The sequence below is a fragment of the Caballeronia grimmiae genome (assembly GCF_022879615.1).
Lineage (GTDB): Bacteria > Pseudomonadota > Gammaproteobacteria > Burkholderiales > Burkholderiaceae > Caballeronia > Caballeronia grimmiae.
This window is the reverse complement of the sequence record NZ_CP084274.1, coordinates 49,340-71,177: the sequence shown is the minus strand read 5'-3', so window position 1 is coordinate 71,177 and position 21,838 is coordinate 49,340. Positions and strand designations below refer to the sequence as shown.

Here is a 21,838-nt window from a genome sequence, read left to right as displayed (position 1 = left end):
CGATGGACGCTTTCTATCTCGCGATCGATGTGGGCACGGGCAGCGTGCGCGCCGCGCTCGTGGATGCGCGCGGCGTCGTGCGCAGTATCGCCGCGCACGAGCATGAGCAGATCGTGCCGCGCTACGGCTGGTCCGAGCAGCGTCCGGCCGACTGGTGGTCGGGCGCGGCGCGTTCCATTCGCGAAGTCCTGGAGAGCGTCCCGGATGCAGCGGCGCGTGTCCTTGCGGTGTGCGCGTGCGGCCAGATGCACGGCACCGTCCTCATCGATGACGACGGTAACCTCACGCGCGAAACCGCGCCGCTCTGGAACGACAAGCGCACCAGTGCCGAAGTTGCCGCGTTTCGCGCGCGGGCCGATTACGCGTCGCATGCCAGGCAGGCCGCCAATCCCGCGACACCCGCGTGGCCCGCGTTCAAGCTGCAATGGCTGAAGGCAAACGATCCTGCCGCGTTCGAGCGCGCGACGACGGTGTTCATGCCGAAGGACTATGTCAACTTCCGGCTGACGGGCGAGCGCGCGTGCGACTGGAGCGATGCATCGACCAGCTATCTGATGGATGCATCCACTCGCACATGGTGCCGCGCGCTCCTGGATGTCTTCGGCCTCGATGCCGCGAAGCTCGCGCCGATCCGCGCGCCGCTCGACATTCTCGGCGGCGTCACGCAAGATGCCGCCGCGCGAACCGGCTTACGTGAGGGCACGCCGGTGCTCGTCGGCGGGGCGGATTACCCCGTATCGGTGCTCGGCTCGGGCGTTTATGCGCCGGGGCTGGCGTCGGACATCACGGGAACGTCGTCGATCATCACCGTGATTGCCGATACCCCGATGCTGCACCCGGACGTCTCCAATCTCGTGACATGCGACGGTTCGTGGGGGCGCTTCATGCTGCTGGATTCCGGCGGCGACGCGATGCGTTGGGCGCGGCGTGCGTTCCACGAAAATGCCTTGTCCTACGATGTCATCACTCAGAAGGCCGCGAGCGTGCCTGTCGGTGCGGACGGCATGTTCTTCCTGCCGTACCTCACAGGCGAGCGCCTGGGCGAACACTCCAACTCGCGCGCGCAGTTCTTCGGCATCACGGCAAAGCATGGATTGGGACATTTACACCGCGCGGTCCTCGAAGGCGTTGCGTTCGCGGTGCGGCGTCAGATCGCGCTGCTTCGGCCGGAAGACGGCGGCATCGACCGAATCGTGGCGGCGAGCGGCGGCGCCAGGGCCGCGTTGTGGCTCGAGATCAAAGCGAGCATGTACCGCACGCCGATTCTTGTTCCTGCCGAAGTGGAGTGCGGCGTGACAGGCTGCGCTATCCTCGCGGCCACCGCGCACGGACAGTTCGCGCGTCTCGCGGATGCGGTCAGCGCCTTCGTGCGGTTCGAGAGCGAAGTTCAGCCCGACCCGCACGCAAGCGACAGGTACGATCGCATGATGCCCATTTTCGAGGGGCTTTACGCGCAGGCGCAGCAGTTCTACGACGATCTCGAGGCGCTCGACGCACACACGTTCGTAGGGCATGCACGACAAGGATAGTCAGGCTTTGAGCCGAGCCCAAAACCGTACGAACGCGCGTCGTGGCTCCTGCGGCTCGCGCCGGAGAGGTCGTCGCGGCCGAAGATAGTCCGACGGGCGCGGGCGGCACCATCGCGGCGAACATGCGTGTCATCGGCTGGCCCGTCGATGACGAAGCCGCCGCGCTCTTTCCCTCCGAAACGCACGTCTTGCGCTCGCCGGATGAACTGGCGGCAAACCTCGGACTCGACGCATTCTCGTTGTCGAAGGTAGGCTAGCTGACATCCCGCACAGGCGAGTCCGAGACCTTTCTGACCGCCGAGAGCCAAGTTATCTCTAGGACAATGAGGGCTTGGTGGCATTGCAAGGTGCCAACGCTTCGCGCAGCTTCGTCATTGCAGAGCCGTGGGCGGCTTCAGCCCATTCTGGCTTAAATTCCGTTGCTAATGCCATTGCCCTGGCGAAGTCCGGCATGGCGTGCGATTGCTTGATTGCGTCGCGATACTCGGCAGCGGTAGCCTCTACATCGACGGCGGCTTCGAAAATGCCTGCAGCGTTCAAGCAATCAAGCATCACTGAACCAACCACCGATTCGCACTTTTCGATTATATGTAGCAAGTATTTGTCGAAAGCGACGAACGTCTTTTTCCGACTCTGGTTTTGAACTTTTGGCTCTGCAAGGACCATCGGGAAGTTGCCGTCAATGTGCAGAGCAGACGTAATGTTCAGCCCGCGGTGAACGACCGCATTGCGCAACTCACGAATGTAAGAGTAGTTCGCCTCACCGTCCTGAAATCCATGAAAAACTAAGCGCGAATACAACTGTGTTTCAAAAGTGTTTGGCTGCAGGGAAGTCGTTTCACGGAACAGCTCCGTCGCTGCCGTAAGATTCAAAAAATAGCCGGAATAGTGAAGTCTCATGTCCATCTGATCAGTGACGGAGAGTTGGGTGCGGAACGAGAGCGCGGCGCGCAGCGCAGTCTGTCTTGCAGACATGTACCACGATAGCGAATAAAGCATATCTCGGTTTTCGAAGCTCAAGGTCGTCACTCGTCCTCCCTACGGACGCTAAGATTCAAATCAGCCGAAGATCGTAGCTTTGAAACTAGTATTGTTTGAAGCGCGATGTCACCGACCCACTGCAACTGGCCGACGCGTATCGAACGCTCGACGTGCTTGCTTCGGCCTTTGCGGACGCTCGTCGTCCACCCGCTGTGCGGTTGCAGCTTATGCAAGAGTTGCCGTTGGGGCGATTATCGCCTTAACGGCCGCTTATAGTTCGTGGACTGAAGCTGTTCGGCGCAGAGCCGCACGACCTCGCAACTGAATTGACCGTCCGCTATTGGCCGACAACCGGCCGTTCAGCACGATTTCTCGAACGTCCTTTGTACCTTTGGAAGCCGCAGTCGACGAAGCGCGGGATCGAGGGGCAGCAGTGGGTCGGGAGGCGACACCCGCGCTGGTCGTCGATGACGGGCGGAGCCTTTCGTGACGGCTAGCCAAGGAAGAGAGAGCCGCGGAAAGGTGTGAAACGGCATCTTGTCATCGGCTCCGGAAACGCTGTCAAGCCAGTTGGCGTCGTCGATGATTAGCGCTTTCGTCGCCTATGAACACGGGAGGGCGGTTCTACGCGGGGGACAGCAGCCCAAGTCCATACGAAGTAAGCGCGCATCGAAACGCCGCTTCAAGGAAGGATCAGGAGGCGGTCAATCGCACGGGACTCAGCCCATCACAATCCCTTCACGAGCTGCGGCACCGCCTCGAACAGATCGCCCACGAGCCCGTAATCCGCGACGCTGAAGATAGGCGCTTCCGCGTCCTTGTTCACGGCGACGATGACCTTCGCGTCCTTCATGCCGGCAAGATGCTGAATCGCGCCCGATATGCCGACCGCGACATACAACTGCGGCGCGACGATCTTGCCAGTCTGTCCGACCTGCCAGTCGTTGGGCGCGAAACCCGCATCGACCGCCGCGCGCGACGCGCCGACCGCCGCGCCGAGTTTTTGCGCGAGCGGATCGAGCAGCGCGAAGTTCTCAGCGCTTCCCATGCCGCGCCCGCCCGAGACGACGATGCGCGCCGACGTAAGCTCGGGCCGCTCGCTCACCGCCACCTCGCGACGCACGAAACGCGCGCGCAGCGTCCCCGCAACGGCCTCTTTGGTGTCGACGGGAGCGCAAGCGCCGGACAACGGCGCGGCATCGAATGCGGTGGTGCGGATCGTCAGGACCTTGATCGCGTCATCGCATTGCACGGTGGCGATGGCGTTGCCCGCGTAGATCGGCCGGTCGAAGGTATCGGCGTCGTGAATGGCGATGACATCGGAAATCTGCGAGGCATCGAGCTTCGCGGCGACGCGCGGCGCGACGTTCTTCCCCGACGCCGTCGCCGGAAAGAGCACATGCGTATGGGACGGCGCGAGCATCAGCACCTGTGCGGCGACGTTCTCCGCGAGACCATCGGCGAGATGCAATGCATCGACGAGCACGACGCGATCCACGCCTTCGATACGGCTCGCGGCATCGGCCGCGCCGCGTGCATCGTGACCCGCGACCAGCACGTGCACGGGCGCGTTCAACTGGCGCGGCGCCGATCGTATTGAGCGTGGCCGCCCTGAGGCGCGCGCCGTCGTGATCCGCAATGACGAGTGTGCTCATTCAGATGACCTTGGCTTCGTTCTTGAGTTTGTCGACGAGCGCGGCGACGTCGCTCACGCGCACGCCCGGTTTGCGCGCCGCCGGTTCGACGACCTTCAGCGTCTTCAGGCGCGGTGAAGGATCGACGCCGAGATCAGCGGGACTCAGCGTTTCGATCGGCTTCTTCTTTGCCTTCATGATGTTGGGCAGCGTCACGTAACGCGGCTCGTTCAGGCGCAAATCCGTCGTCACGATGGCAGGCAGCACAACCTGGATGACTTCGAGACCGCCATCCACTTCGCGCGTGACCGTGGCGGTATCCGCGCCCATCTCGATGTGACTCGCGAAGGTCGCCTGCGGCCAGTCGAGCAACGCGGCAAGCAACTGGCCCGTCTGACCGGCGTCGTCGTCGATGGCCTGCTTGCCGAGGATCACGAGTCGCGGCTGTTCGCGCTCGACCGCGGCCTTCAGCAACTTCGCGACGGCGAGCGGCTGCAATTCCGCGTCCGTCTGAATGAGCACGCCGCGATCCGCGCCGATGGCCAGCGCCGTGCGCAGCGTCTCGGTGGTTTGCGCCGGACCGCACGTCACCGCGATCACTTCGCTCGCGTGCCCGCCTTCCTTCAGGCGAGTGGCCGCTTCGACGGCGATCTCGTCGAACGGGTTCATCGACATCTTCACGTTGCTCGTTTCCACGCCGCTTCCATCCGCCTTCACGCGGACCTTCACGTTGTAATCGACGACACGTTTCACTGCTGCCATGACCTTCATGGTTGCATTCCCTGGTTCGAATCCGATGAGAAAAGCGCGACGCCGCGCGCCTCAGGACACCGCGCCGACGCCGTATTTGCCGGTCAACAATGCGCCGGTCGCAAAGCGTTCGACGGAATACGGCGTGAGCGACACATCGGTCGGCAAGCCGAGCGCGGCGAGGCGCTTTCGCACGATGCATCGGCGTGGCGCGCGCTCGCCGATGAACTGCCGCTGATCCGCTATACGGCGCGCTCGGTCATCGGCCAGCAGGTCGATCGCTTCGCGCGGCATCTGGGCATCGACAGTCCGCGCCGATACGAGTTCGATGCCACCGATCTGCTGCTCAGTCTCGTCAGCGCGAAACTCGGCTTCGCTATTTCGACGCCCTTGTGCCTGTGGCAGGCGCGGCATTATCTCGACCAGATCGCCGTCTTGCCGCTGCCGGAAGGGCGCCTCGCGCGGCGCGAGTTTTTCGTGCTGCATCGGCAAGGCGAGTGGAACGATTTCGTCGATGAAACCGTCATGCTCACGCGCCGCGTGCTCGATCACCTGATTCGCCCGGCACTCATGCGCGCCGTGCCGACGCTGCCGGACCATGCGCTGTCATGACTTCCTTTCCTTGCTGACGACTTGACGGCGCGCTGTACCGGTTCGACATCGTCGCCACCGATGCGGCCGGGCCCATCGGCACCGCGAGCCACGCGCGGGCGATCGTCGAGCGGTCCGCGATCGAAGCACGCGCCGCGAAACGCCGCCGCGCCGAATAACGCCAACACGACAGAGGGCCACACCTGAACGTAGCAGTTCATTCGCCGACGCACGGCGTCTGCTTCGGTGAAGCGTTCGCGACGCTCCCGCTCGACGAAGTGCGGCGTCATCAGGATGCGTTATGGGCATCTCACTGGCCGTATCTACGCACGATGTCCGCGTTCGATCGGACGAAACGCGCGCGCTGTACGCATTGAAGCGGCGGATCGGGTGCCCGGCTAACGCGTCCAGCCACAAGCGGTTCAAGCAAGCGTCGGCAAGCGCTGATGCGCCATCCCGTTCTGGACGCGCCATCGACTGCATCAAGTTCGCGTGAGCAACATGAAGAGCCTGCGAAGACGGCACGACGAATGCGAGACCGTCCGCGTCATGCGAGCCCTGGCCGGCAGGGACAGCGACACACGGAGGCAAGAATGAAACGCACGACCGCCAGAATGTTTGGCTTCGGCGCTCGCAATGGCGTAGCTGCAGCACAGTCCTTTGCCTAACGAAAAGCCACGCGACGGTACTGCGAACACATGTGCGGGACCGTGGAGAATTTTTGAAGGAGGTCTTATGTTGGCCACGAATTTTCGCGGACCGTACCGGATTCGGGTGTCGCAAAAACCGGATCCCCTGATCGAACACCCAGGCGATGCCATCGTCCGCGTGACGCGCGCCTGCATCTGCGGCTCGGATCTGCACCTGTACCATGGGCTGGTGCCCGACACGCGCATTGGGCACACCTTCGGCCATGAGATCGTCGGCATTGTCGAAGAGGTGGGCTCCGCGGTCGAGACCCTCAAGCCGGGCGATCGTGTGCTGGTGCCGTTCAACCTGTTCTGCGGCTCGTGCTTTTTCTGCCAGCGCGAACTGTACAGCAACTGCCACAACACCAACCCCGAAGCGACCGCAGTGGGCGGCATCTACGGTTACTCGCACACCACGGGCGGTTACGATGGCGGCCAAGCCGAGTTCGTGCGCGTGCCGATGGCGGACGTGGGACCGTACAAAGTGCCCGACGATATCGTCGACGACGACGCAGTGCTGCTGACGGACGCGCTGCCGACCGGCTACCAGGCCGCCGAGATGGGTGACATCCATGAGGGCGATACCGTGGTGGTGTTCGGCGCAGGGCCGGTTGGCATCTTCGCCGCGAGGTCGGCCTGGCTGTTCGGCGCCGGTCGCGTCATCGTGGTCGACCATATCGATTACCGGCTCGACTTCGTACGCCGCTACGCTCCCTGCGAAGTCGTCAATTTCCGGGAGGTGAGCGACATGGCCGTGCACATCAAGAAGATGACGGACTGGCTGGGCGCGGACGTGTGCATCGATGCGGTCGGCTGCGAGGCGGCGGGCAGTCTGACCCAAACCATCACCGGGCGCTGGACCATGCTGCAGGCGGGTTCGGCCACCGCACTGTTCTGGGCCATCAACTCGGTGCGCAAGGCCGGTAACGTGTCGATCGTCGGCGTCTACGGACCGACCTTCAACGCGGTCCCGATCGGCAACGCGCTGAACAAGGGCATCACGATGCGCATGAACCAGGCGGCGGTCAAGCGCCATGTCCCGCACCTGATCGAGCACATCCGCCAAGGGCATTTGAACCCGAAAGAGATCATTACCCACCGTGTGCCGCTGGAAGAGGCGTCGGACGCGTATCACGTCTTCGCGAGCAAGTACGACAACTGCATCAAACCGGTGCTGATTCCTCCGCGTGCCGGCTCGGCGCGCTCGATGGTGACCAGCGTCGCTCACTGAAGGAGCAGCCATGGACAACGAAATCGCGCGCCGCGATCTTGTCGAGCAGCGGCGGAACCCGCAACACCACGGATACGTCGACTGCGAGCGCCAGATGGACTACGACCTTAACCGGCACAGTCCTCCCCGCGAAGACCTGCAGCGCATCCCCGGCTGGGGCTCGGACCTCGATCACAAGAACCGTCCAGCCATCCCGATGGAGCGAACCCCGCCACGCTTCATTCACGTGCCGCATGGACAGCCGGTACAGCAGGCGCAGACTGTCGAAGTGTTCTATTCGCCGGAGCGGCCGGGCATCACGCCGCTCTTCGGCACGGCCCAGCCGCCGAAATGGCTGTCGGGCGCGATTCGGCGCGTTGCCTACAAGCTGCCGGAGAATGACCTTCGCCACTGGCTGATGCTGATCGCCGCCGACCGCGTCAACGCGGTCGAAGGCATCGTCGACGACCTGCGGCATGGTTACGTACCGAATGTGCTCGGCGAAATGGGCATCCGGTCCGAACTGCGCCACAACCCTGCCGGGCTGGTGCGCAAGGCGCTTATCGCCACCGCGGTTGTTGGCGGAATCGCGTTGCTTCGGAAACGCCGCACGCAGTGCTGATCGTGTAGCGCGGGTTGGCACTTGTCCTGAGCGCAGTTGGGTCATGACACTCGCGGACCGTGAGGTGTCTGCCCGGCGGCGCGCCGGCCATCACAAGCGCCCAACGCCCAGGCGGTCGGTCAGCATTCGCTTGTTGCCGCGACGGTGGCCATCTGCAATTGGTCGCCGGTGCCTGGTTCGTATGCATGCGGGATTCCCTGGCCGCGTGGACCCGCTTGTAGTGGGCGCCCTTCCGGACGTGTCGCGTATGTCGGGAGGCCGCGTTGTTATCGCTACATCTGCCGGTAGTGGATAGCGGGAACTGCCAGATCCTTAACTTCGCGGCTTGCTGGTAACTCGATTGCGGGCTTCGGCGTGGTCTTGTTAACCACGAACCTTCGATGCGAGTCGTATCGAAATCGAACGACCGTTGTTGCTTCGCAAAAGACGTCCGGCCCGGCAATCGGTGGTCGTGAAGACTCATTCGAAGTTCGAGAAAGCCAACGTCGAGCTGCGCCGCGTCGTCAACGACGGCGAAGCGATACCAACCGGCCCGACGGCGGCCGGACGCCGAACTTCTAGCTGTCGCCCGGTCCGGATGCATTAGCCTGGCAGCCTGCCGATAGGCTAGCTTCAGTTCTGGCGTGATCCCCGGCAGACTGGCATCGCGGCTGCACAGCCAGGCGTGGCGGCCTGCGCGCGACGCTTCGAGACATGGCTTCGGCGCGGTGCCGGGGCAATGGGTTGCGCCGCATTGGTCCCGGTCAACGCGCGTGTAGACTTCGCCTTTCTTGCGAGCGCGCCTATGATGAAAAGGCCGGCTAGTAAGAGCCGCGTCGCCTTCTGGGCGCCATCAAATGGAGGCCGTCATGAAGAAAATCTGTGATTGCGCGCAGCTTCACGCCACGCTTATTGCGTTGACTGGCGCTACCGTGCTGTGCTTCGCCGAGGCTGCTATTGCAGAGAGTCAGGCGGCGAAGAAGCTCGGGCAGATCACCGTCATCAATCAAATGCTTCAGCCGAAACCGCTGAAGGCGAATTCCGCGGCGCCCGTAAACAACAACAATGTTAACGCGTCAAACGCCACTACGCCCACCCCGAGCGTCAGTCCAAACCTCAACGTTGCCCCGACCTACAACTGGAACGCCATCAACGCGGCAAATGCCGCGAACGCGGCGAATGCAGCGCGCGTTAACGCGATCCCCGGAGCGCCTCCGCCCGCTCGCAGCAAGTAATAATTCGCTTACTACGCTGCTGCGAGAGACGAAGCGGTGGGCGTGTTTGAGAGTCGCCTTAGCCGACGTTCATTTTGCTTTCGAACTGCACGACGGAAGCCTCGCGTTTTGCGGTTGCGTATCTATTTGAGTCAACGCGTTGCCATCGCTTCGAGGACTCGCCGGGGATGGCACAACGCCAATCGTTGAGCGCTGACGTAGACGACGATCCGACCGCAAAAGGCAGCATGCGGCCGTCAAGAGTCACTCACTCGGACCGTGCGAGCACACTCTTGGCGACGAGTTCCATTTTGGTACCGGTCATTAGGTCATCACAACTTGGGCAGAGAAAGCCCAGGCCGAATATCGCCAGCATCCGCATGACTGCCCTTGCATTACTTTTCAGCGGAATCAGCCGGGCGACGTAGCCGCCATCTTGGGATTTGAGTAGACGCGCCAAAAGATCTGGCATACCGGCATAGGCCCATCGAATCTTTGGTCGTGGTTGGGACGAATGAGGTCCTTTAGCTCCAAGGATTAGTCAGGAACAAGGTGCAGTTCATAACGATTACGTTCGTGGCTTGCGTTGCCGAACGGACTTTCGCGAAAGGGTGAGTGGTGGATTGGTGTTTCCGGGAGAAGACGACTGTTCCACCATTCGGAACGGCCGTGGGTTTAGCTGCACGCTTAGTGACCGTATGGGGTCGAGCCCAGTCAACTACGGCGGGCGGCCGGTATGCTGCTATCCGCAAAGTGATTAGAGCAGTGCACACGATACTGCATTCCGATACCTTCCCTCGGTGGTCTGCTGAATTGCAGCACCCGCATCAGCGCTCGCTTCGCCGTTTCTTCTCTCCGGATGATTTCCGCTCACGTTCCAGCGAAGGCGATCGCTCAGTCAGGGGAGCCGTGTCGTCCTGACCAGTAGGCGCCGCCGTCGCGAACTGCCGTCGATATTCGGCCGGTGTCGTTTGCCTGGCGGCCTTGAATTGCCGATTGAAATTGGCGACGTTCGCGAAACCCGATCGGGCAGCGATGACGGCAACGGGCAACGAGGTGTCGGCTAGCATCCGGCACGCGTGCCCGATACGCACTCGGGCGATATACCGTCCGACGCTCTCGCCAATATGCTGGACGAAATACCGCGTGAGCGTGCGCTCCGACAGGCTGGCCGCCGCGCACAGTTCTGACAGCCGCAGCGGTTCGGCAAAGCGCGCATCAATCATCGAAAGCACACGGTTGATCCGCTCGGGCTCATGGCCGGACGGGCCCGTCGTCGCCTGATGAAAGGCGCTCGGTGAAGCGAGCGGCTGGCCGGGCGCGTCGGCGAGGGCGCACAGAATATCGAGTGTCGCACTCAGCCGTTCGCGCGCCGCGTTCGAAAGCAGCGGGCCTAGACGGCCGCGCATCCATTCACCGGCGGGCGCCTCGAACGCCAGCCCGCACGCCGCTCTGCGCAAGAGCCTGCGCAGCGGTTCATATTCGCGGCAGCAATCAGCCATGCGACGTGCCCAGTCGCCGTCGAACCAGATCACGATGGCCACCTGCGGCGAAGACGGCTCGATAGAGCGGTTGGACGCCCACGTATGCGGCAAATCGGGCGGCACAAGGACGAGATCTTCCGCTTCGTAGTCGTTGACCGAGTCACCGATGTAGCGCTTGCCATGACTGTTCATCGTCAGCGTCAACTCGTACTCGGGGTGGTGATGCCATTCGAACGGAATACGCGGAAGCCGACGATGGTAAACCCGGACCGAACAGTCCTCGCCGAACTTCACATGCTCGTACGCAGGTTTCATGGCCGAAAGTACAAATACATTGACTGGATCGTATCACGCAGTGTCGTGTACAGGTCATATGCTAGCGCCACGATAATCTGCATGGAGACAATCATGGCGCTGAAAATAGACGACTTGCCGGGGGCCATCCGGCAGGCAAAAAAGGAGCTTCGCGCGGCGTTGCCGAACTACCGGGAGGTCTTCGCCGAAGTGGAAAAAGCGATCGGCGGAGCGGCAAAGCAAATCGCAGCGCAGCGCGATCGCGGAGAAAACGTCATCCCGGAGATTCAGTTCTCCGACATCACCGAACGGCGCGTGACGGCCGAACAGATCGCGCTCCTTAAAGCGCGGGGCGCGTGCGTTATTCGCAACGTCTTTCCGCGCGAGCAGGTGCGGCAGTGGGATGACGACATCGCGCACTACGTCGAACGGAATCATCTCGACAAGCGCCTCGAGAACCGCGCCGAGGACAAGTACTTCGGCCAGTTGGCCTCGAGCAAGCCGCAGATCTATGGCGTCTATTGGTCGAAGCCTCAGGTGTTGGCGCGCCAGTCGAAGTCGCTGACGACGGCGCGAGTCTTCCTCAACAAACTCTGGCGCAACGAGAGCGAAGGGCGAGTTCACTTCGACCCCGAACATGTGCCCGTCTATGCCGACCGTCTGCGCCGGCGGCCACCCGGTTCTGCGTCGCTCGGGTTGTCGGCGCATTGCGACGGCGGCTCGGTCGAACGCTGGATCGAAAGCAACTTTCGCAAGGTATATCGCCATGTGTTCTCCGGCAACTGGCGCGAGTACGATGCCTTTGACGCGGCTTTCCGCACGGACGTGGACGAGATCGCTTCGCCGGCCGTCTGTTCGATGTTCCGCACCTTCCAGGGCTGGACCGCTTTGACGCCGCAAGGCCCTGGCGACGGAACGCTGCAACTCGTGCCCATTGCCAACTCGATGGTGTACATCCTGTTGCGCGCGCTTCAGGACGATGTCGCCGATGATGATCTGTGCGGCGCGATGCCCGGTCGCGCGCTCTCGATCAAGCCGGAGTTTCATGCGCCGCTGTTCGAGGCGTTGTCATCGATTCCGAAAATGGAAGCGGGCGACACTGTGTTCTGGCACAGCGACGTCATTCATGCCGTAGAAGACGAGCATAAGGGCGCGGGCTACAGCAATGTGATGTATATCGCCTCGGCGCCGGCGTGCGCCAAGAACGACGCGTATCTGAAGCGTCAGCTGCCGAGCTTCCTGAAGGGCGAAAGCCCGCCTGACTTCCCGACCGACCATTTCGAAGTTGATTTCACCGGCCGCGCAACGGCTAACGACCTGACACCGCCTGGCAAGGCTCAACTCGGTTTTGATCTGTAGTTTGAAGACGGGCACGCATGCGCGTCGCGCTGATCGCCCATGCGTCGCTCCATCCATAACGATAAATTCGGAGACTGCAATGAAACAAACACTGACGCGAGTTGCGACGGCTGTCGCGCTGCTTGTCTCGGGTACCCATGCTGTTCTCGCTGCAGAACAGATTTCGATTCTTCACTGGTGGATGGGATTCGGCGCCGCACCGATTGGCAACATTTTCAAGCCGATCAGCGAGGAGGATTCGCCATCCTTGAGCGGTGCGAGTTCGGTGTCCTCGACGAGTGGCGCATCCTCCGCGTCTCCCGATGCGCCCGCTTCGCGCCAGCGCTCGCGTTCGGCCTGAAACGCCGCGTGCTGACGCGTGCGGAAGGCATCGATGCTCGATGCTTCGTCGTCGAGAAACGCCTGATAGTCCGGCAACGGCAGCTCCGTTTCCTCGATGCGTAGCGGATAGCGCCCGAGCGGAAAATCCGCGCGAATGCGCATGAGTTCGTCGGCGGACACTTCGTAGAAGCGGATTTGATCGAAGAAGCGCAGCAAATAGTGCTGACCGCAGAAATCCGCCGTCTGCGCGTAGTGGTTCCACAATTGCAACGTGCGTCCGACGAACTGATATCCGCCCGGACCTTCCATGCCATACACGCAGACATATGCGCCGCCGATGCCGACCGGGTTCTCCGCCGTCCACGTTCGCGCCGGGTTGTACTTCGTCGTCACCAGTCGATGACGCGGATCGAGCGGCGTCGCGACCGGCGCGCCGGGATACACGTCGCCGAGACCCATCACGAGATAGCTCGCATCGAAGAAGATCTTTCTAACCACATCGATGAAATCGAGATCGTTGATGCGCCGGATGAACTCGAGATTGCCCGGGCACCACGGCGCATCCTTGCGCACCGTCGTCATGTACTTGACGATCGCTAGGCGGCACGCGGGGTCGTCCCACGAAAGGGGCAGATGCACAACACGCGACGGCACGCGCAGCTCCCTTTACAGCAGCACTTGCGCCCACGCTTCTTCGACGTTCGCAAGCAGACGCCGGAGCGGCAAGTCGTCAGGACGGTAATGAATCTGTAGCGAGCGGATGCCGGGCGTCAGATCGATCACGCCGGGAAGCGCCTGCGATTGGAGGGACTGCATCAGCGCATGGCCGCGAAAGCGCGACACGAGATCGAGTTCCGGGCCGGTATCAATCGGGACAGCAGTTCAATCACCCGTCCCGAGCGGATTGCTCACGGCTAGCCGGTTTGTCTGCCGTTTCCATCGACGTTGCAGGCCGCGCTGTTTGTTGCCAACGAGTGAAGCCCAGTCTCCGATGCAGCGGCGAAGCGCATCGTCGAGCGCCGGCAGCACGGCCACTCTCTGGCTGGCAAGGGCGCGGTAGAAGGGTTGCGGCGCGGCCGGACGCATCGCCTCGAGGTTGCGCGCCTGTACGAGGCTCGTATTGAAACCCGCGATGCCTGCTGCCTGCACGGCGAATTCAAAGCAGGTGAGCGCGCCCCCATTGGTGAGATGCACTACGCCCGATTCGCGATCGATCAGTAGATCAAGGCACGCGTGCACGAGGTCGGGCGCATACGTCGGCGAGACGGTCACATTCTTCGCGGCGACAAAGGAGCCGTCGCCGGCGAGTGCGCGTAAGGCGCGGTCGATAAAGTCTGGGCTCCTCCAGAGCCCAAAGACAGGACCGGTTCGAACGACGAGCGCCTCCGGGAAGCACCGCAGCACCTCGCGCTCGGCTTGCGTGATGCAACGGCCCAGGCGGTTGAGTGGATTGACGTCGTCAGTCTCGACGTAAGGGTGCGTCGCGCGTCCGTCGAAGACGAAGTCACACGAAAACCCCAGATATTCAATGCCGCGTGCGGCGCACGCCCTGGCAAGCGCGGTTGCCGTGTTCGCCATCGTTCCAAGATGATCACTTGTAGTGCGCTCGGCTTCATCGACATCCAGATGATCGATTGCGTTGACGACGGCCCAAGGCTTGAACGCGCCGATCGCATCGTTGTTGAGCACGTCGTCCGCCGACACGGCGGCGTATCGCAAGTCGCGCTGTGCACAGAGGGTGGCGAAGAGTTGCGCCAGCGCGCCGTCACCGACGACGAGAATCGGTGCTGGAGGTGCGGGCGAGTGCGTCACCTTGCCCGGACGCGCCGGTGCGGTCAGTGTGCCCAATGCGTCCAGCACCACCGGCTCGCAGAGAAAGCGCCCCGGACGGCGCCACCATCCCGTGCCATGCAGAACAGGATGATCGTGCGGGCGGCCTGCCGCGAGATCGCGCATCAGCGCGGCAACGGCCGTTTCGCGCGGCTCGTGTCCGCGCACGTCGAATGCGCCCGATTCGTAGTAGCCGCGCTCTTCCGTGACGAGGCAGTTCCAGTCGTACGAGCCGAGCAGCGCCCACACCGTCACGGCGCGCACGTCAGCGCCTTCTTCGCGTGCTTCGCTGGCGGCGGTCCATATCTCGTGCAGCCAGCGCAACTGGTCCTGACGCGTCGAGTCGATATGCGCTTCCGTGACCGCGAGCGGCAAGCGATAGCGCTGCCACGCTTCGTCGATCACCGTGCGTATGCCCGTCGGCGGACGCGCGAGGGCGCGCGCCGCTTCGATGTCGGCGAAGCGCTGGCCGTACCATTCGCACCGGTACGCTTGCGGATACTGATGAGTTCGGTGATCTAGCCAGCGTTCACTCGTGATGTAGTAGTTGATGCCGACGATATCCGGCGGACACGGATTGTCGACGAACCATAGAACATCTTCTTCCGCGACGCCCGCATCCATCATGTATCGCCACAGCGCATGTCCCGGCATCACCTTGCCGCAGAGCAGATCCCACGAAAGCCAGCGCCGTTCGTTGTAGAAGTTGACGAGCCCGGCCATGGCCGGCGTGCCTTGCGTCTTGCCGAGATCGTCGGTCTGAACGAGCTTCGCGTGGGGGTTGACCTTCCGCACTTCGCGCATCGCGTGCACCGTCGCCTTGCATTGACTGATCAGCGCTTCTAGATACGTTCGGTCATTCGTGCCGTGCGGATGCCACACGCCGTAAAGCCCGCTGAATCGCGCGGTTGTGTTCGGCTCGTTGACTGGCGTGTAGTACGAAAGCCATGGATACCGTTCAGCGACCGCTCGTGCGAATTCCGCGAGCCTGCTCGCAAAGTGCGGGTCGAGCAATCCGCCGGGCAGCGGCCCGCTTCCATGATGCAGGAGGCCCGCTATCGGTTCGACGTCCAATGCGCGAAGCGTAGGCAAGCGCGCATCGAGTCATGACCAGTCGGCTTCGTCGATACGCGACGGCGCCGTTCTTTCCCACAGCACCGGATAGCGCAGCGCCCGTATACCCAGCGAGGCGAAACGCTGGAGATCGTCCTCCCGCGTCGCATGTCCGTTGCGGTCCAACTGGCTGAAGAAGGTATCCCGCACCCGGTTGACCGTGCATTCCAGTCCCCCCCACAGCACCAGCCGATCATCCATATCCAGCATCCCGAGATAAGTGCGACGCAAGAGCGTATCGACGACGCAGTCAAGCACTCGCTATGCCGTCGCCCTGCGCGATCAGTGTTTGCCCCGAGCACGCACGCGCTGGAACAACGATTGCCACTTATGTCGCAGATTTGTCAGCAAGCGCGACGACACACGCATGAGGGCCTTGCCGGACTCTGCGTGCGAGCCGCCGCGTGCGCGATGCGTAGCGTCACCCTGCTTCAACGCAAGGCGAGAACAGCCGAGCTTCGAACCTCACGGACGCAATGAATGAATGTCCGGGCGGACTTCCTTCCGGCAGTTACCTTCGGAGGCATTCCCTTGCGCGAGACCCAAGCCCGATCAGAACCCGCAGCCGCCACCGCGGCCGGGTCCGCCGACAGTCCGTCGACGCACGCTCGCCCGCGCATCTCTATTGCGCGATCGGGGCTGCCACGGACGTTCCTCTGCCTCTCGCATCTTCGCTGGAACTTCGTGTATCAGCGACCGCAGCACTTGCTCTCGCGCATCGCGAAGCAGGCGGAAGTGCTCTTTTTCGAAGAGCCTCGACGGACAGATACTGCCGCACCGCGTCTCGACGTTCGGACTACAGATGAAGGCGTTCGGGTGCTGACGCCGTGCCTTCCTTGCGGTTTCACGCAGGAAGAGGATGAGCGTGCACAGCGCGCGCTGCTCGACGCGTATCTGTCCGACACACGCAAATGGGATCTCGGTCTCTGGTACTACTCGCCGATGACGTTCGCTTTCACCGATCATCTCGACGCAAGGCTCATCGTGTATGACTGCATGGACGAGCTCTCGGCGTTCAAGAACGCGCCGCCGCAACTCACGGAGCGCGAAACGCGGCTCATGCGCAAGGCGGATGTCGTCTTCACGGGCGGCCAGAGCCTCTATGAGTCGAAGCGGCGTTTTCACCATAGCGTGCATGCGTTTCCGAGCAGTGTCGATGTCGCGCATTTCGAGAAGGCGCGCGGGCCGCTTTCCGAGCCTGATGACCAGACGCCGATACGGCGCCCGCGTCTCGGCTTCTATGGCGTGCTCGACGAGCGCTTCGACGCCGCGCTGACCGGCGCGCTCGCCGCCGCGAGACCGGACTGGCAGTTCGTCATGCTCGGCCCGGTGGCGAAGATCCGGCCCGCTGATTTGCCGCAAGCACCGAACATTCATTATCTTGGCCAGAAGTCCTACGACGATCTGCCGCGCTATCTCGCCGGCTGGGACGTCGCGCTGATGCCTTTCGCGATCAACGAGGCCACGCGCTTTATCAGCCCGACGAAGACGCCGGAATATCTCGCGGCAGGCCGCCCCGTGGTATCGACGCCTATCGCCGATGTGGTGTCGCGCTATTGCAAGAGCGGCGTGGTCCGCATCGCCGATGACGCGGTCGCCTTCGAGCGTGCCATCGAAAGAGCGCTCGTGGACGGAAAGGACCGCGCAGCATTCATCGGCCGCGTCGAATCGGTGCTGGCCGGAGCTTCGTGGGACAACACGTGCGCCGCAATGCTCGCCGAGGTGAAAAAATGCGCATCGTAGAAACGACAGCAAACGGATCTTCCAGTTCCGGCTCGAGCGGTCATACGTCCCAGCCCGATGCGCGCGGACAGCCACGCAAAGGCTTCGATTATCTAATCGTCGGCGCGGGCTTCGCCGGCAGCGTGATGGCCGAGAGGCTCGCGAGCGAGTACGGCCAGCGCGTTCTGCTTATCGACCGGCGCCCGCATATCGCAGGCAATGCCTATGACGAGTACAACGCGGACGGCATTTTGATTCATCGTTACGGGCCGCATATTTTTCACACGAACGCGCGGCGCGTATTGGACTACCTTTCGCGCTTCACGGCATGGAGACCGTACCGGCATCGCGTGCTCGCATCCGTCGACGGCATGCTCGTGCCGGTGCCGATCAACCTGACCACGCTCAATCGCCTCTATTCGCTCGACCTTTCGCCGCAGGAAGCGGAGGCGTTTCTCGCGGCGCGTTCCGAGCCGCTCGCCGACATCAGGACATCTGAAGATGTGGTGGTGAGCAAGATCGGCCGCGAACTGTACGAGAAGTTTTTCCGTGGGTACACCCGCAAGCAATGGGGCATGGACCCGTCGGAACTGGATCGCTCGGTGACTTCGCGCGTGCCGGTGCGCACGACGGCGGACGACGGCTACTTCAACGACGAGTATCAGTGCATGCCGCTCGAAGGATATACACGCATGTTCCAGAAGATGCTGGCGCATCCGAATATCAAGGTCATGCTCAATACCGACTATCGCGAGATCTGCGAGGAGGTGACTTATCGCAAGCTCGTTTATACGGGGCCCATCGACGAGTACTTCCATCACTGTCTCGGGAAGCTGCCTTATCGCTCGCTCGCATTTCGGCACGAGACGCTCGACCAGGAGCACTTTCAATCGCTTGCCGTGGTGAACTATCCGGCCGAGAAAGTGCCTTTCACGCGCATCACGGAGTACAAATATCTGACGGGTCAACAGCACGCAAAGACGAGCATCACGTACGAGTACCCGAGCGACGAAGGAGACCCTTTTACCCGATTCCGCGGCCGGCGAACGCGGAGTTGTTTGCACGCTACGAGGCGCTCGCGGAGGCGCATCCGGAAGTCATGTTCGCGGGCCGGCTCGGAAGCTACCGCTACTACAACATGGATCAGGTGGTGGCTCAGGCGTTGAGTCTCGTCGGGCGCATTGCCGCGGCGGAGGGATTCGGAGTTCGCGCTGAGGTCGCCACCATATGATTCTTTCAACGATTATGAAGGTATGTTTTACCGTCGTTTTTAGGGTGGTTTTGTCTTGCAGGTAAGCGTCGATTAACACTACACTTCCCCCGCGATGGAATTTCCGGGTATGGCCATCGCGATGAAAGTGAAGTCGGCATTCCTTACCGAGGACGATCGAATCGTCGCCTCGAGCAGCGACGATGCACCGAGCAACACTGTCTGGCCCGGTGCCAGTTCGACGCCGCAATGCGCGGTGCCGGACATCGATCATTCAACGCAAGACCATGTCGAAGCACGAGCAGGAAATGCTCCTCTTTGTCTCCCTGCAAGGAGCAATCGGGACGCTGGCCGGATTTATCGGCTATTTCGTCGTCGGTGTCGATGACACCGACGCCATGTTTCGTTTTACCGCGTACATGCTGTGCGACGCCAGTGGTGCAGCGCTCTTCGTTTATTTGCTCGGCCCGCGCCTGGGACTCACCGGGCGGCGCCTGATGCGCCTCAGTTTCCTCGTGCCCGGCGCGCTTCTTCTCTGTGGCGGCGACTCCATTCCGGTGATGGCAGCCGTCTACGGCTTCTTTCTGGGACTCACGTGGAGCGCGCGCTACTGGCTCGAAATGAGCGTGCTGACCGACACCGAACGCGATAGCTATGCCTCGCGCTCTGGCGCGCTCGCCGTCGCGGGCGGCATCGTGGCGACGCTCATCGCTACGCTCTGCCTCGCCAAGACGGACAACAGCAGTAACGTGCTGTACGTAGCGTATGGCGTCGTGTGCGTGGTCGCCGGTCTTGCGCTCGGGCGCCATGTCTCCGAAGCGCCGATGGTCCCCGCGACGAACCCGCTCGGCGTCATCGTGCAACCGGAATTCCGCGCGTGTTTGCCGCTCTTTTTTGTTGAGTCGGGGCTGCTCGGCGTCGGAGGAGCGGTCGGGTCGGTCGGCGCGGCCATGTCGCTCGGTTCGGCCAGCGACCTCGGCTGGGTGTCAACCGTCGCGGGACTGGCGGGCGCAGTCGCGCTCTACATGACGCGCAAGAGCCGCGGCGTGCATAACCGCGCGGGCTGGCTCGGGTGGTCGTGCCTCGCCGTCGCCATTTCGTTCGTCCTGCTCGGGTTCAGCGCGTGGCTTCCGGCGCTGTTCGTCGCGCACTCGATCCTTCGCGCCGCTGCGGGGCCGTTCCTTAACGCGAGCGAGCATGTGCTGAATCAGCGCGCGCTTGACATACGCGGCGAACTCGTCGACCGCATTGTGGCGCGAGATCTCGTGATGCTCGTCATGCGCATGGGTTCGCTGCTCGCGTTCTGGTGGCTGTCGAGCGCGATGTCTCCGGCGCATCTGCTCGAACTCGGCTCGGCGGTGCTGGCGCTCGGCGCCATCGCCGAATACCGCGTCGGACAGACGTGGTTCGGCGCGGCCAGGCGCGGCCGGACCGCTGGGACGCTGGACGGCTCGCTTAATTAGCAGGCGCGAGCCTCAGCAAGTGGCTCACCGAGCGGCGTTCGAGCGTTCAGTACAGCGGGAGGCGGCACAGTCGATGAACAACTTGTTGTACATTGACGCCGTGGCTCGCTGAAGCAGCCGGCAATAGCCTTCGTCGTTGTACTGACAGGCGAGTCCGGACCGAGGTAATCTGCCGATCGCGGATTATGTGACCTTACCGGAGCTGAAGTTTGAACGCGGCCCTAACCGCCAGCGCGTCATTCGACGATTGGCTACCAAGCGCCGCTGCCGTTCAAAACATCAACCGTTGCTCAAGTCAGAGTGTCCGCGGTTTGTGAGTAAGATCAGAGCCGTCATCCTAGGCTATACGCGCATTTCAGGGACTGCCCTCTAAACGGCCTATAGTGGGGTGAGAGATGTCGTTGAGAGTCGTGAAATCTCGATAGGCCACCTCTACCGTCTTGCGTGCTCGGCTTGCGCTTCTATTCCGTCATCCAGTGGCGCGTTGCATGAGCGCAGTCGAGCACTCAACTCAGTAGAGGCGAATTCATCGCCAACCTGCGGGCAGTGTTCCAGCGCCCAACCCTGCTCACGATGCGCGATATGATCGAACCTCGGCCGATTGATCTCTTGCATATCTACCGGGACCTTTCTGGGAACTGGGCGGGCAAATTGTTTTCAGGCTGCAAGGAGATTGGCACCATTACGGAATGCGACACTCCGCATGAGGTGGAGCAAGCCGTGCGCGATGCCGGACTGTATCCAAAGCACATTACGTCGTATCACGCGTGATGAACCGCGCAATACGCCGGCATCCAATACGGGTTGCGAGCCGTGAGACCGCCCACGAAGGGGGGAAGCACAGAAGGAAAACTTGTCGTAATGAGCGACAAGGCGTCGTATAGACGACTGATAATGGCGTGTCGAGTCGTTGCCAATCGCCGAACGCTCACTTCCTTCGTGGCGCGTTAGATCGCCCGCTGAAAGATGCTCGAGTGTCTGATGGCATGGTCGAACAACCATCGCAGCACGGTTTGCGCCGTTACGCCGCTCGTAAGCGATAACGACGAGTCACCGGCGACAAAAATGGCAATCTAGAAGGTCGGTCACACGCCAGACGGAACACGGTCGTCGCACGTGTCCATCGAAGCCCGCCGCTTTTAAAGTTTGTACCGAATCCAAAGGGTAGATATTACTCATCGCAACAATTAAAAGTCTTCCCATCGGATGCTTATTGCGCAAGCTTGCAACAAATGAGTAGCCTGATGCCGCATCCAGCCGCGTATCCAAAAGCAGCGCATGGGGACGCCAGCTTTCCGCATAGCAACGTAGCTCGCTAAGCCTCGTAGCGTGGATCACCTGATAATGTCTCAACGTTAGAAGCAGCGACAATGACGCGCCGATCGCTTCATCGGCATGGCCGACCAGAACGCGCCAACTTCCCGATGATTCGGTGCTAGCATCGGTTCGCCAAAAGGCGCATTCCTGTTCATCGTCCAACGGTACGCGGCGTGTCATAGGTGTCTTTGGCGGCTCAATTCGATCAATGCCATCTTTGAGAACCGACCGGTTGAGTCCGCATGAACTTACCCGTTTTATCCGATGTTTCGGCTTGTTGCAAGGCTGATGTTTACCTTATTGCTTACATCTCGCGTTCATCGATCGCCTAACGAAGAGTTTTCAGTGCATTCATTTGGAAAACGGCAGATGGCGAACGAGCCTTCGGGGGAAACTGCATAGAAGCCGTATGGATGCCCGGGCAACACGAGCCCATCGTGCGCTGCCATCCGAGCATTTTCCCCGGAGGTGACTCGCGACGCGGTCGTACTCTTTTTTCTGTTAGTAGTTGAAACTGCTGCTTTGA

Annotated in this window: 16 protein-coding genes and 3 pseudogenes; 10 read left to right on the top strand and 9 right to left on the bottom strand. The window is 61.9% G+C overall.

Translation table 11 applies throughout. The annotated features are described in order from the left end of the window. Positions 1-2 precede the first annotated feature (2 nt). Together LDZ21_RS23680 and LDZ21_RS23675 are read left to right on the top strand one after the other, a co-directional pair. Positions 3-1,529, top strand: a complete 1,527-nt coding sequence (locus LDZ21_RS23680) for a xylulokinase (RefSeq protein WP_244797087.1) — start codon at positions 3-5, stop codon at positions 1,527-1,529. A gap of 41 nt (positions 1,530-1,570) precedes the next feature. Next, the gene (locus LDZ21_RS23675) at positions 1,571-1,786 is read left to right on the top strand and encodes an HAD family hydrolase (protein WP_244797086.1); all 216 of its coding nucleotides are present in this window, start codon (positions 1,571-1,573) and stop codon (positions 1,784-1,786) included. Between the two features lie 58 nt (positions 1,787-1,844). On the opposite strand, the gene LDZ21_RS23670 is transcribed toward LDZ21_RS23675, so the two are convergent. The 3 genes and pseudogenes from LDZ21_RS23670 to LDZ21_RS23660 form a co-directional block, all read right to left on the bottom strand. Continuing rightward, positions 1,845-2,558 carry a hypothetical protein gene (locus LDZ21_RS23670; RefSeq protein ID WP_244797085.1) on the bottom strand — a complete coding sequence of 238 codons (714 nt, stop codon included), beginning with the start codon at positions 2,556-2,558 and terminating at the stop codon, positions 1,845-1,847. A 679-nt stretch (positions 2,559-3,237) separates the two neighbouring features. Next, positions 3,238-4,165 (bottom strand): annotated as a pseudogene (locus tag LDZ21_RS23665) (electron transfer flavoprotein subunit alpha/FixB family protein). Beyond that, positions 4,166-4,915 carry an electron transfer flavoprotein subunit beta/FixA family protein gene (locus LDZ21_RS23660; protein WP_244797084.1) on the bottom strand — a complete coding sequence of 250 codons (750 nt, stop codon included), beginning with the start codon at positions 4,913-4,915 and terminating at the stop codon, positions 4,166-4,168. A gap of 117 nt (positions 4,916-5,032) precedes the next feature. On the opposite strand from LDZ21_RS23660, the gene LDZ21_RS23655 reads away from it, so the two are divergent. The 4 genes from LDZ21_RS23655 (at position 5,033) to LDZ21_RS23640 (ending at position 9,220) form a co-directional block, all read left to right on the top strand. After that, positions 5,033-5,506 (top strand): LysR substrate-binding domain-containing protein, encoded by a 474-nt coding sequence (locus LDZ21_RS23655; RefSeq protein ID WP_244797314.1) that lies wholly within the window; start codon positions 5,033-5,035, stop codon positions 5,504-5,506. Positions 5,507-6,220: 714 nt separating this feature from the next. Further along, positions 6,221-7,405: a zinc-dependent alcohol dehydrogenase gene (locus LDZ21_RS23650; RefSeq protein ID WP_244797083.1), complete on the top strand. Its 1,185-nt coding sequence runs from the start codon at positions 6,221-6,223 to the stop codon at positions 7,403-7,405. 10 nt (positions 7,406-7,415) lie between these two features. After that, positions 7,416-8,006 carry a hypothetical protein gene (locus LDZ21_RS23645; RefSeq protein ID WP_244797082.1) on the top strand — a complete coding sequence of 197 codons (591 nt, stop codon included), beginning with the start codon at positions 7,416-7,418 and terminating at the stop codon, positions 8,004-8,006. A gap of 848 nt (positions 8,007-8,854) precedes the next feature. Next, positions 8,855-9,220 carry a hypothetical protein gene (locus LDZ21_RS23640; RefSeq protein ID WP_244797081.1) on the top strand — a complete coding sequence of 122 codons (366 nt, stop codon included), beginning with the start codon at positions 8,855-8,857 and terminating at the stop codon, positions 9,218-9,220. Positions 9,221-10,026: 806 nt separating this feature from the next. Here the strand turns inward: LDZ21_RS23640 and LDZ21_RS23635 are convergent. Then, a complete protein-coding gene (locus LDZ21_RS23635; protein ID WP_244797080.1) occupies positions 10,027-10,998 on the bottom strand; it encodes a helix-turn-helix domain-containing protein in 972 nt (323 codons plus the stop codon). A gap of 93 nt (positions 10,999-11,091) precedes the next feature. On the opposite strand from LDZ21_RS23635, the gene LDZ21_RS23630 reads away from it, so the two are divergent. Continuing rightward, complete coding sequence (locus tag LDZ21_RS23630; RefSeq protein WP_244797313.1) at positions 11,092-12,336, top strand: DUF1479 domain-containing protein; 1,245 nt, start codon at positions 11,092-11,094, stop codon at positions 12,334-12,336. A gap of 237 nt (positions 12,337-12,573) precedes the next feature. Here LDZ21_RS23630 and LDZ21_RS23625 read toward each other — a convergent pair. The 3 genes and pseudogenes from LDZ21_RS23625 to LDZ21_RS23615 form a co-directional block, all read right to left on the bottom strand. After that, positions 12,574-13,539: pseudogene (locus LDZ21_RS23625) on the bottom strand (carboxyltransferase domain-containing protein); the annotation flags it as partial. Further along, complete coding sequence (locus LDZ21_RS23620; protein ID WP_244797079.1) at positions 13,540-15,579, bottom strand: SDR family oxidoreductase; 2,040 nt, start codon at positions 15,577-15,579, stop codon at positions 13,540-13,542. 12 nt (positions 15,580-15,591) lie between these two features. Next, on the bottom strand, positions 15,592-15,858 hold the full coding sequence (locus tag LDZ21_RS23615; RefSeq protein ID WP_244797078.1) for a hypothetical protein: 267 nt from the start codon (positions 15,856-15,858) through the stop codon (positions 15,592-15,594). A 426-nt stretch (positions 15,859-16,284) separates the two neighbouring features. Between LDZ21_RS23615 and LDZ21_RS23610 the strand changes: the two genes are divergently transcribed. Both LDZ21_RS23610 and glf read left to right on the top strand, forming a co-directional pair. After that, the gene (locus tag LDZ21_RS23610; protein WP_244797077.1) at positions 16,285-17,343 is read left to right on the top strand and encodes a glycosyltransferase family 1 protein; all 1,059 of its coding nucleotides are present in this window, start codon (positions 16,285-16,287) and stop codon (positions 17,341-17,343) included. Continuing rightward, positions 17,331-18,553: pseudogene (glf, locus tag LDZ21_RS23605) on the top strand (UDP-galactopyranose mutase). The gene LDZ21_RS23610 and the pseudogene glf overlap by 13 nt, the downstream one beginning before the upstream one ends. A gap of 78 nt (positions 18,554-18,631) precedes the next feature. On the opposite strand, the gene LDZ21_RS23600 reads toward glf, so the two are convergent. Beyond that, entirely contained in the window at positions 18,632-18,799 is a 168-nt protein-coding gene (locus LDZ21_RS23600; RefSeq protein WP_244797076.1) for a hypothetical protein, read from the bottom strand. A 20-nt stretch (positions 18,800-18,819) separates the two neighbouring features. Here LDZ21_RS23600 and LDZ21_RS23595 point away from each other — a divergent pair, with 20 nt between their 5' ends. Further along, on the top strand, positions 18,820-19,995 hold the full coding sequence (locus LDZ21_RS23595) for a hypothetical protein (RefSeq protein WP_244797075.1): 1,176 nt from the start codon (positions 18,820-18,822) through the stop codon (positions 19,993-19,995). Between the two features lie 1,050 nt (positions 19,996-21,045). On the opposite strand, the gene LDZ21_RS23590 is transcribed toward LDZ21_RS23595, so the two are convergent. Further along, positions 21,046-21,474, bottom strand: a complete 429-nt coding sequence (locus LDZ21_RS23590) for a response regulator (protein WP_244797074.1) — start codon at positions 21,472-21,474, stop codon at positions 21,046-21,048. Between the last annotated feature and the right edge of the window lie 364 nt (positions 21,475-21,838).

What these genes read in the sequence shown, in the direction of transcription:
- LDZ21_RS23680 (WP_244797087.1), top strand. Translation starts at nt 3, where the DNA reads ATGGACGCTTTCTATCTCGCGATCGATGTGGGCACGGGCAGCGTGCGC.
- LDZ21_RS23660 (WP_244797084.1), bottom strand. Translation starts at nt 4,915, where the DNA reads ATGAAGGTCATGGCAGCAGTGAAACGTGTCGTCGATTACAACGTGAAG.
- LDZ21_RS23650 (WP_244797083.1), top strand. Translation starts at nt 6,221, where the DNA reads ATGTTGGCCACGAATTTTCGCGGACCGTACCGGATTCGGGTGTCGCAA.
- LDZ21_RS23645 (WP_244797082.1), top strand. Translation starts at nt 7,416, where the DNA reads ATGGACAACGAAATCGCGCGCCGCGATCTTGTCGAGCAGCGGCGGAAC.
- LDZ21_RS23640 (WP_244797081.1), top strand. Translation starts at nt 8,855, where the DNA reads ATGAAGAAAATCTGTGATTGCGCGCAGCTTCACGCCACGCTTATTGCG.
- LDZ21_RS23635 (WP_244797080.1), bottom strand. Translation starts at nt 10,998, where the DNA reads ATGAAACCTGCGTACGAGCATGTGAAGTTCGGCGAGGACTGTTCGGTC.
- LDZ21_RS23630 (WP_244797313.1), top strand. Translation starts at nt 11,092, where the DNA reads ATGGCGCTGAAAATAGACGACTTGCCGGGGGCCATCCGGCAGGCAAAA.
- LDZ21_RS23600 (WP_244797076.1), bottom strand. Translation starts at nt 18,799, where the DNA reads ATGTCCGGCACCGCGCATTGCGGCGTCGAACTGGCACCGGGCCAGACA.
- LDZ21_RS23595 (WP_244797075.1), top strand. Translation starts at nt 18,820, where the DNA reads ATGTCGAAGCACGAGCAGGAAATGCTCCTCTTTGTCTCCCTGCAAGGA.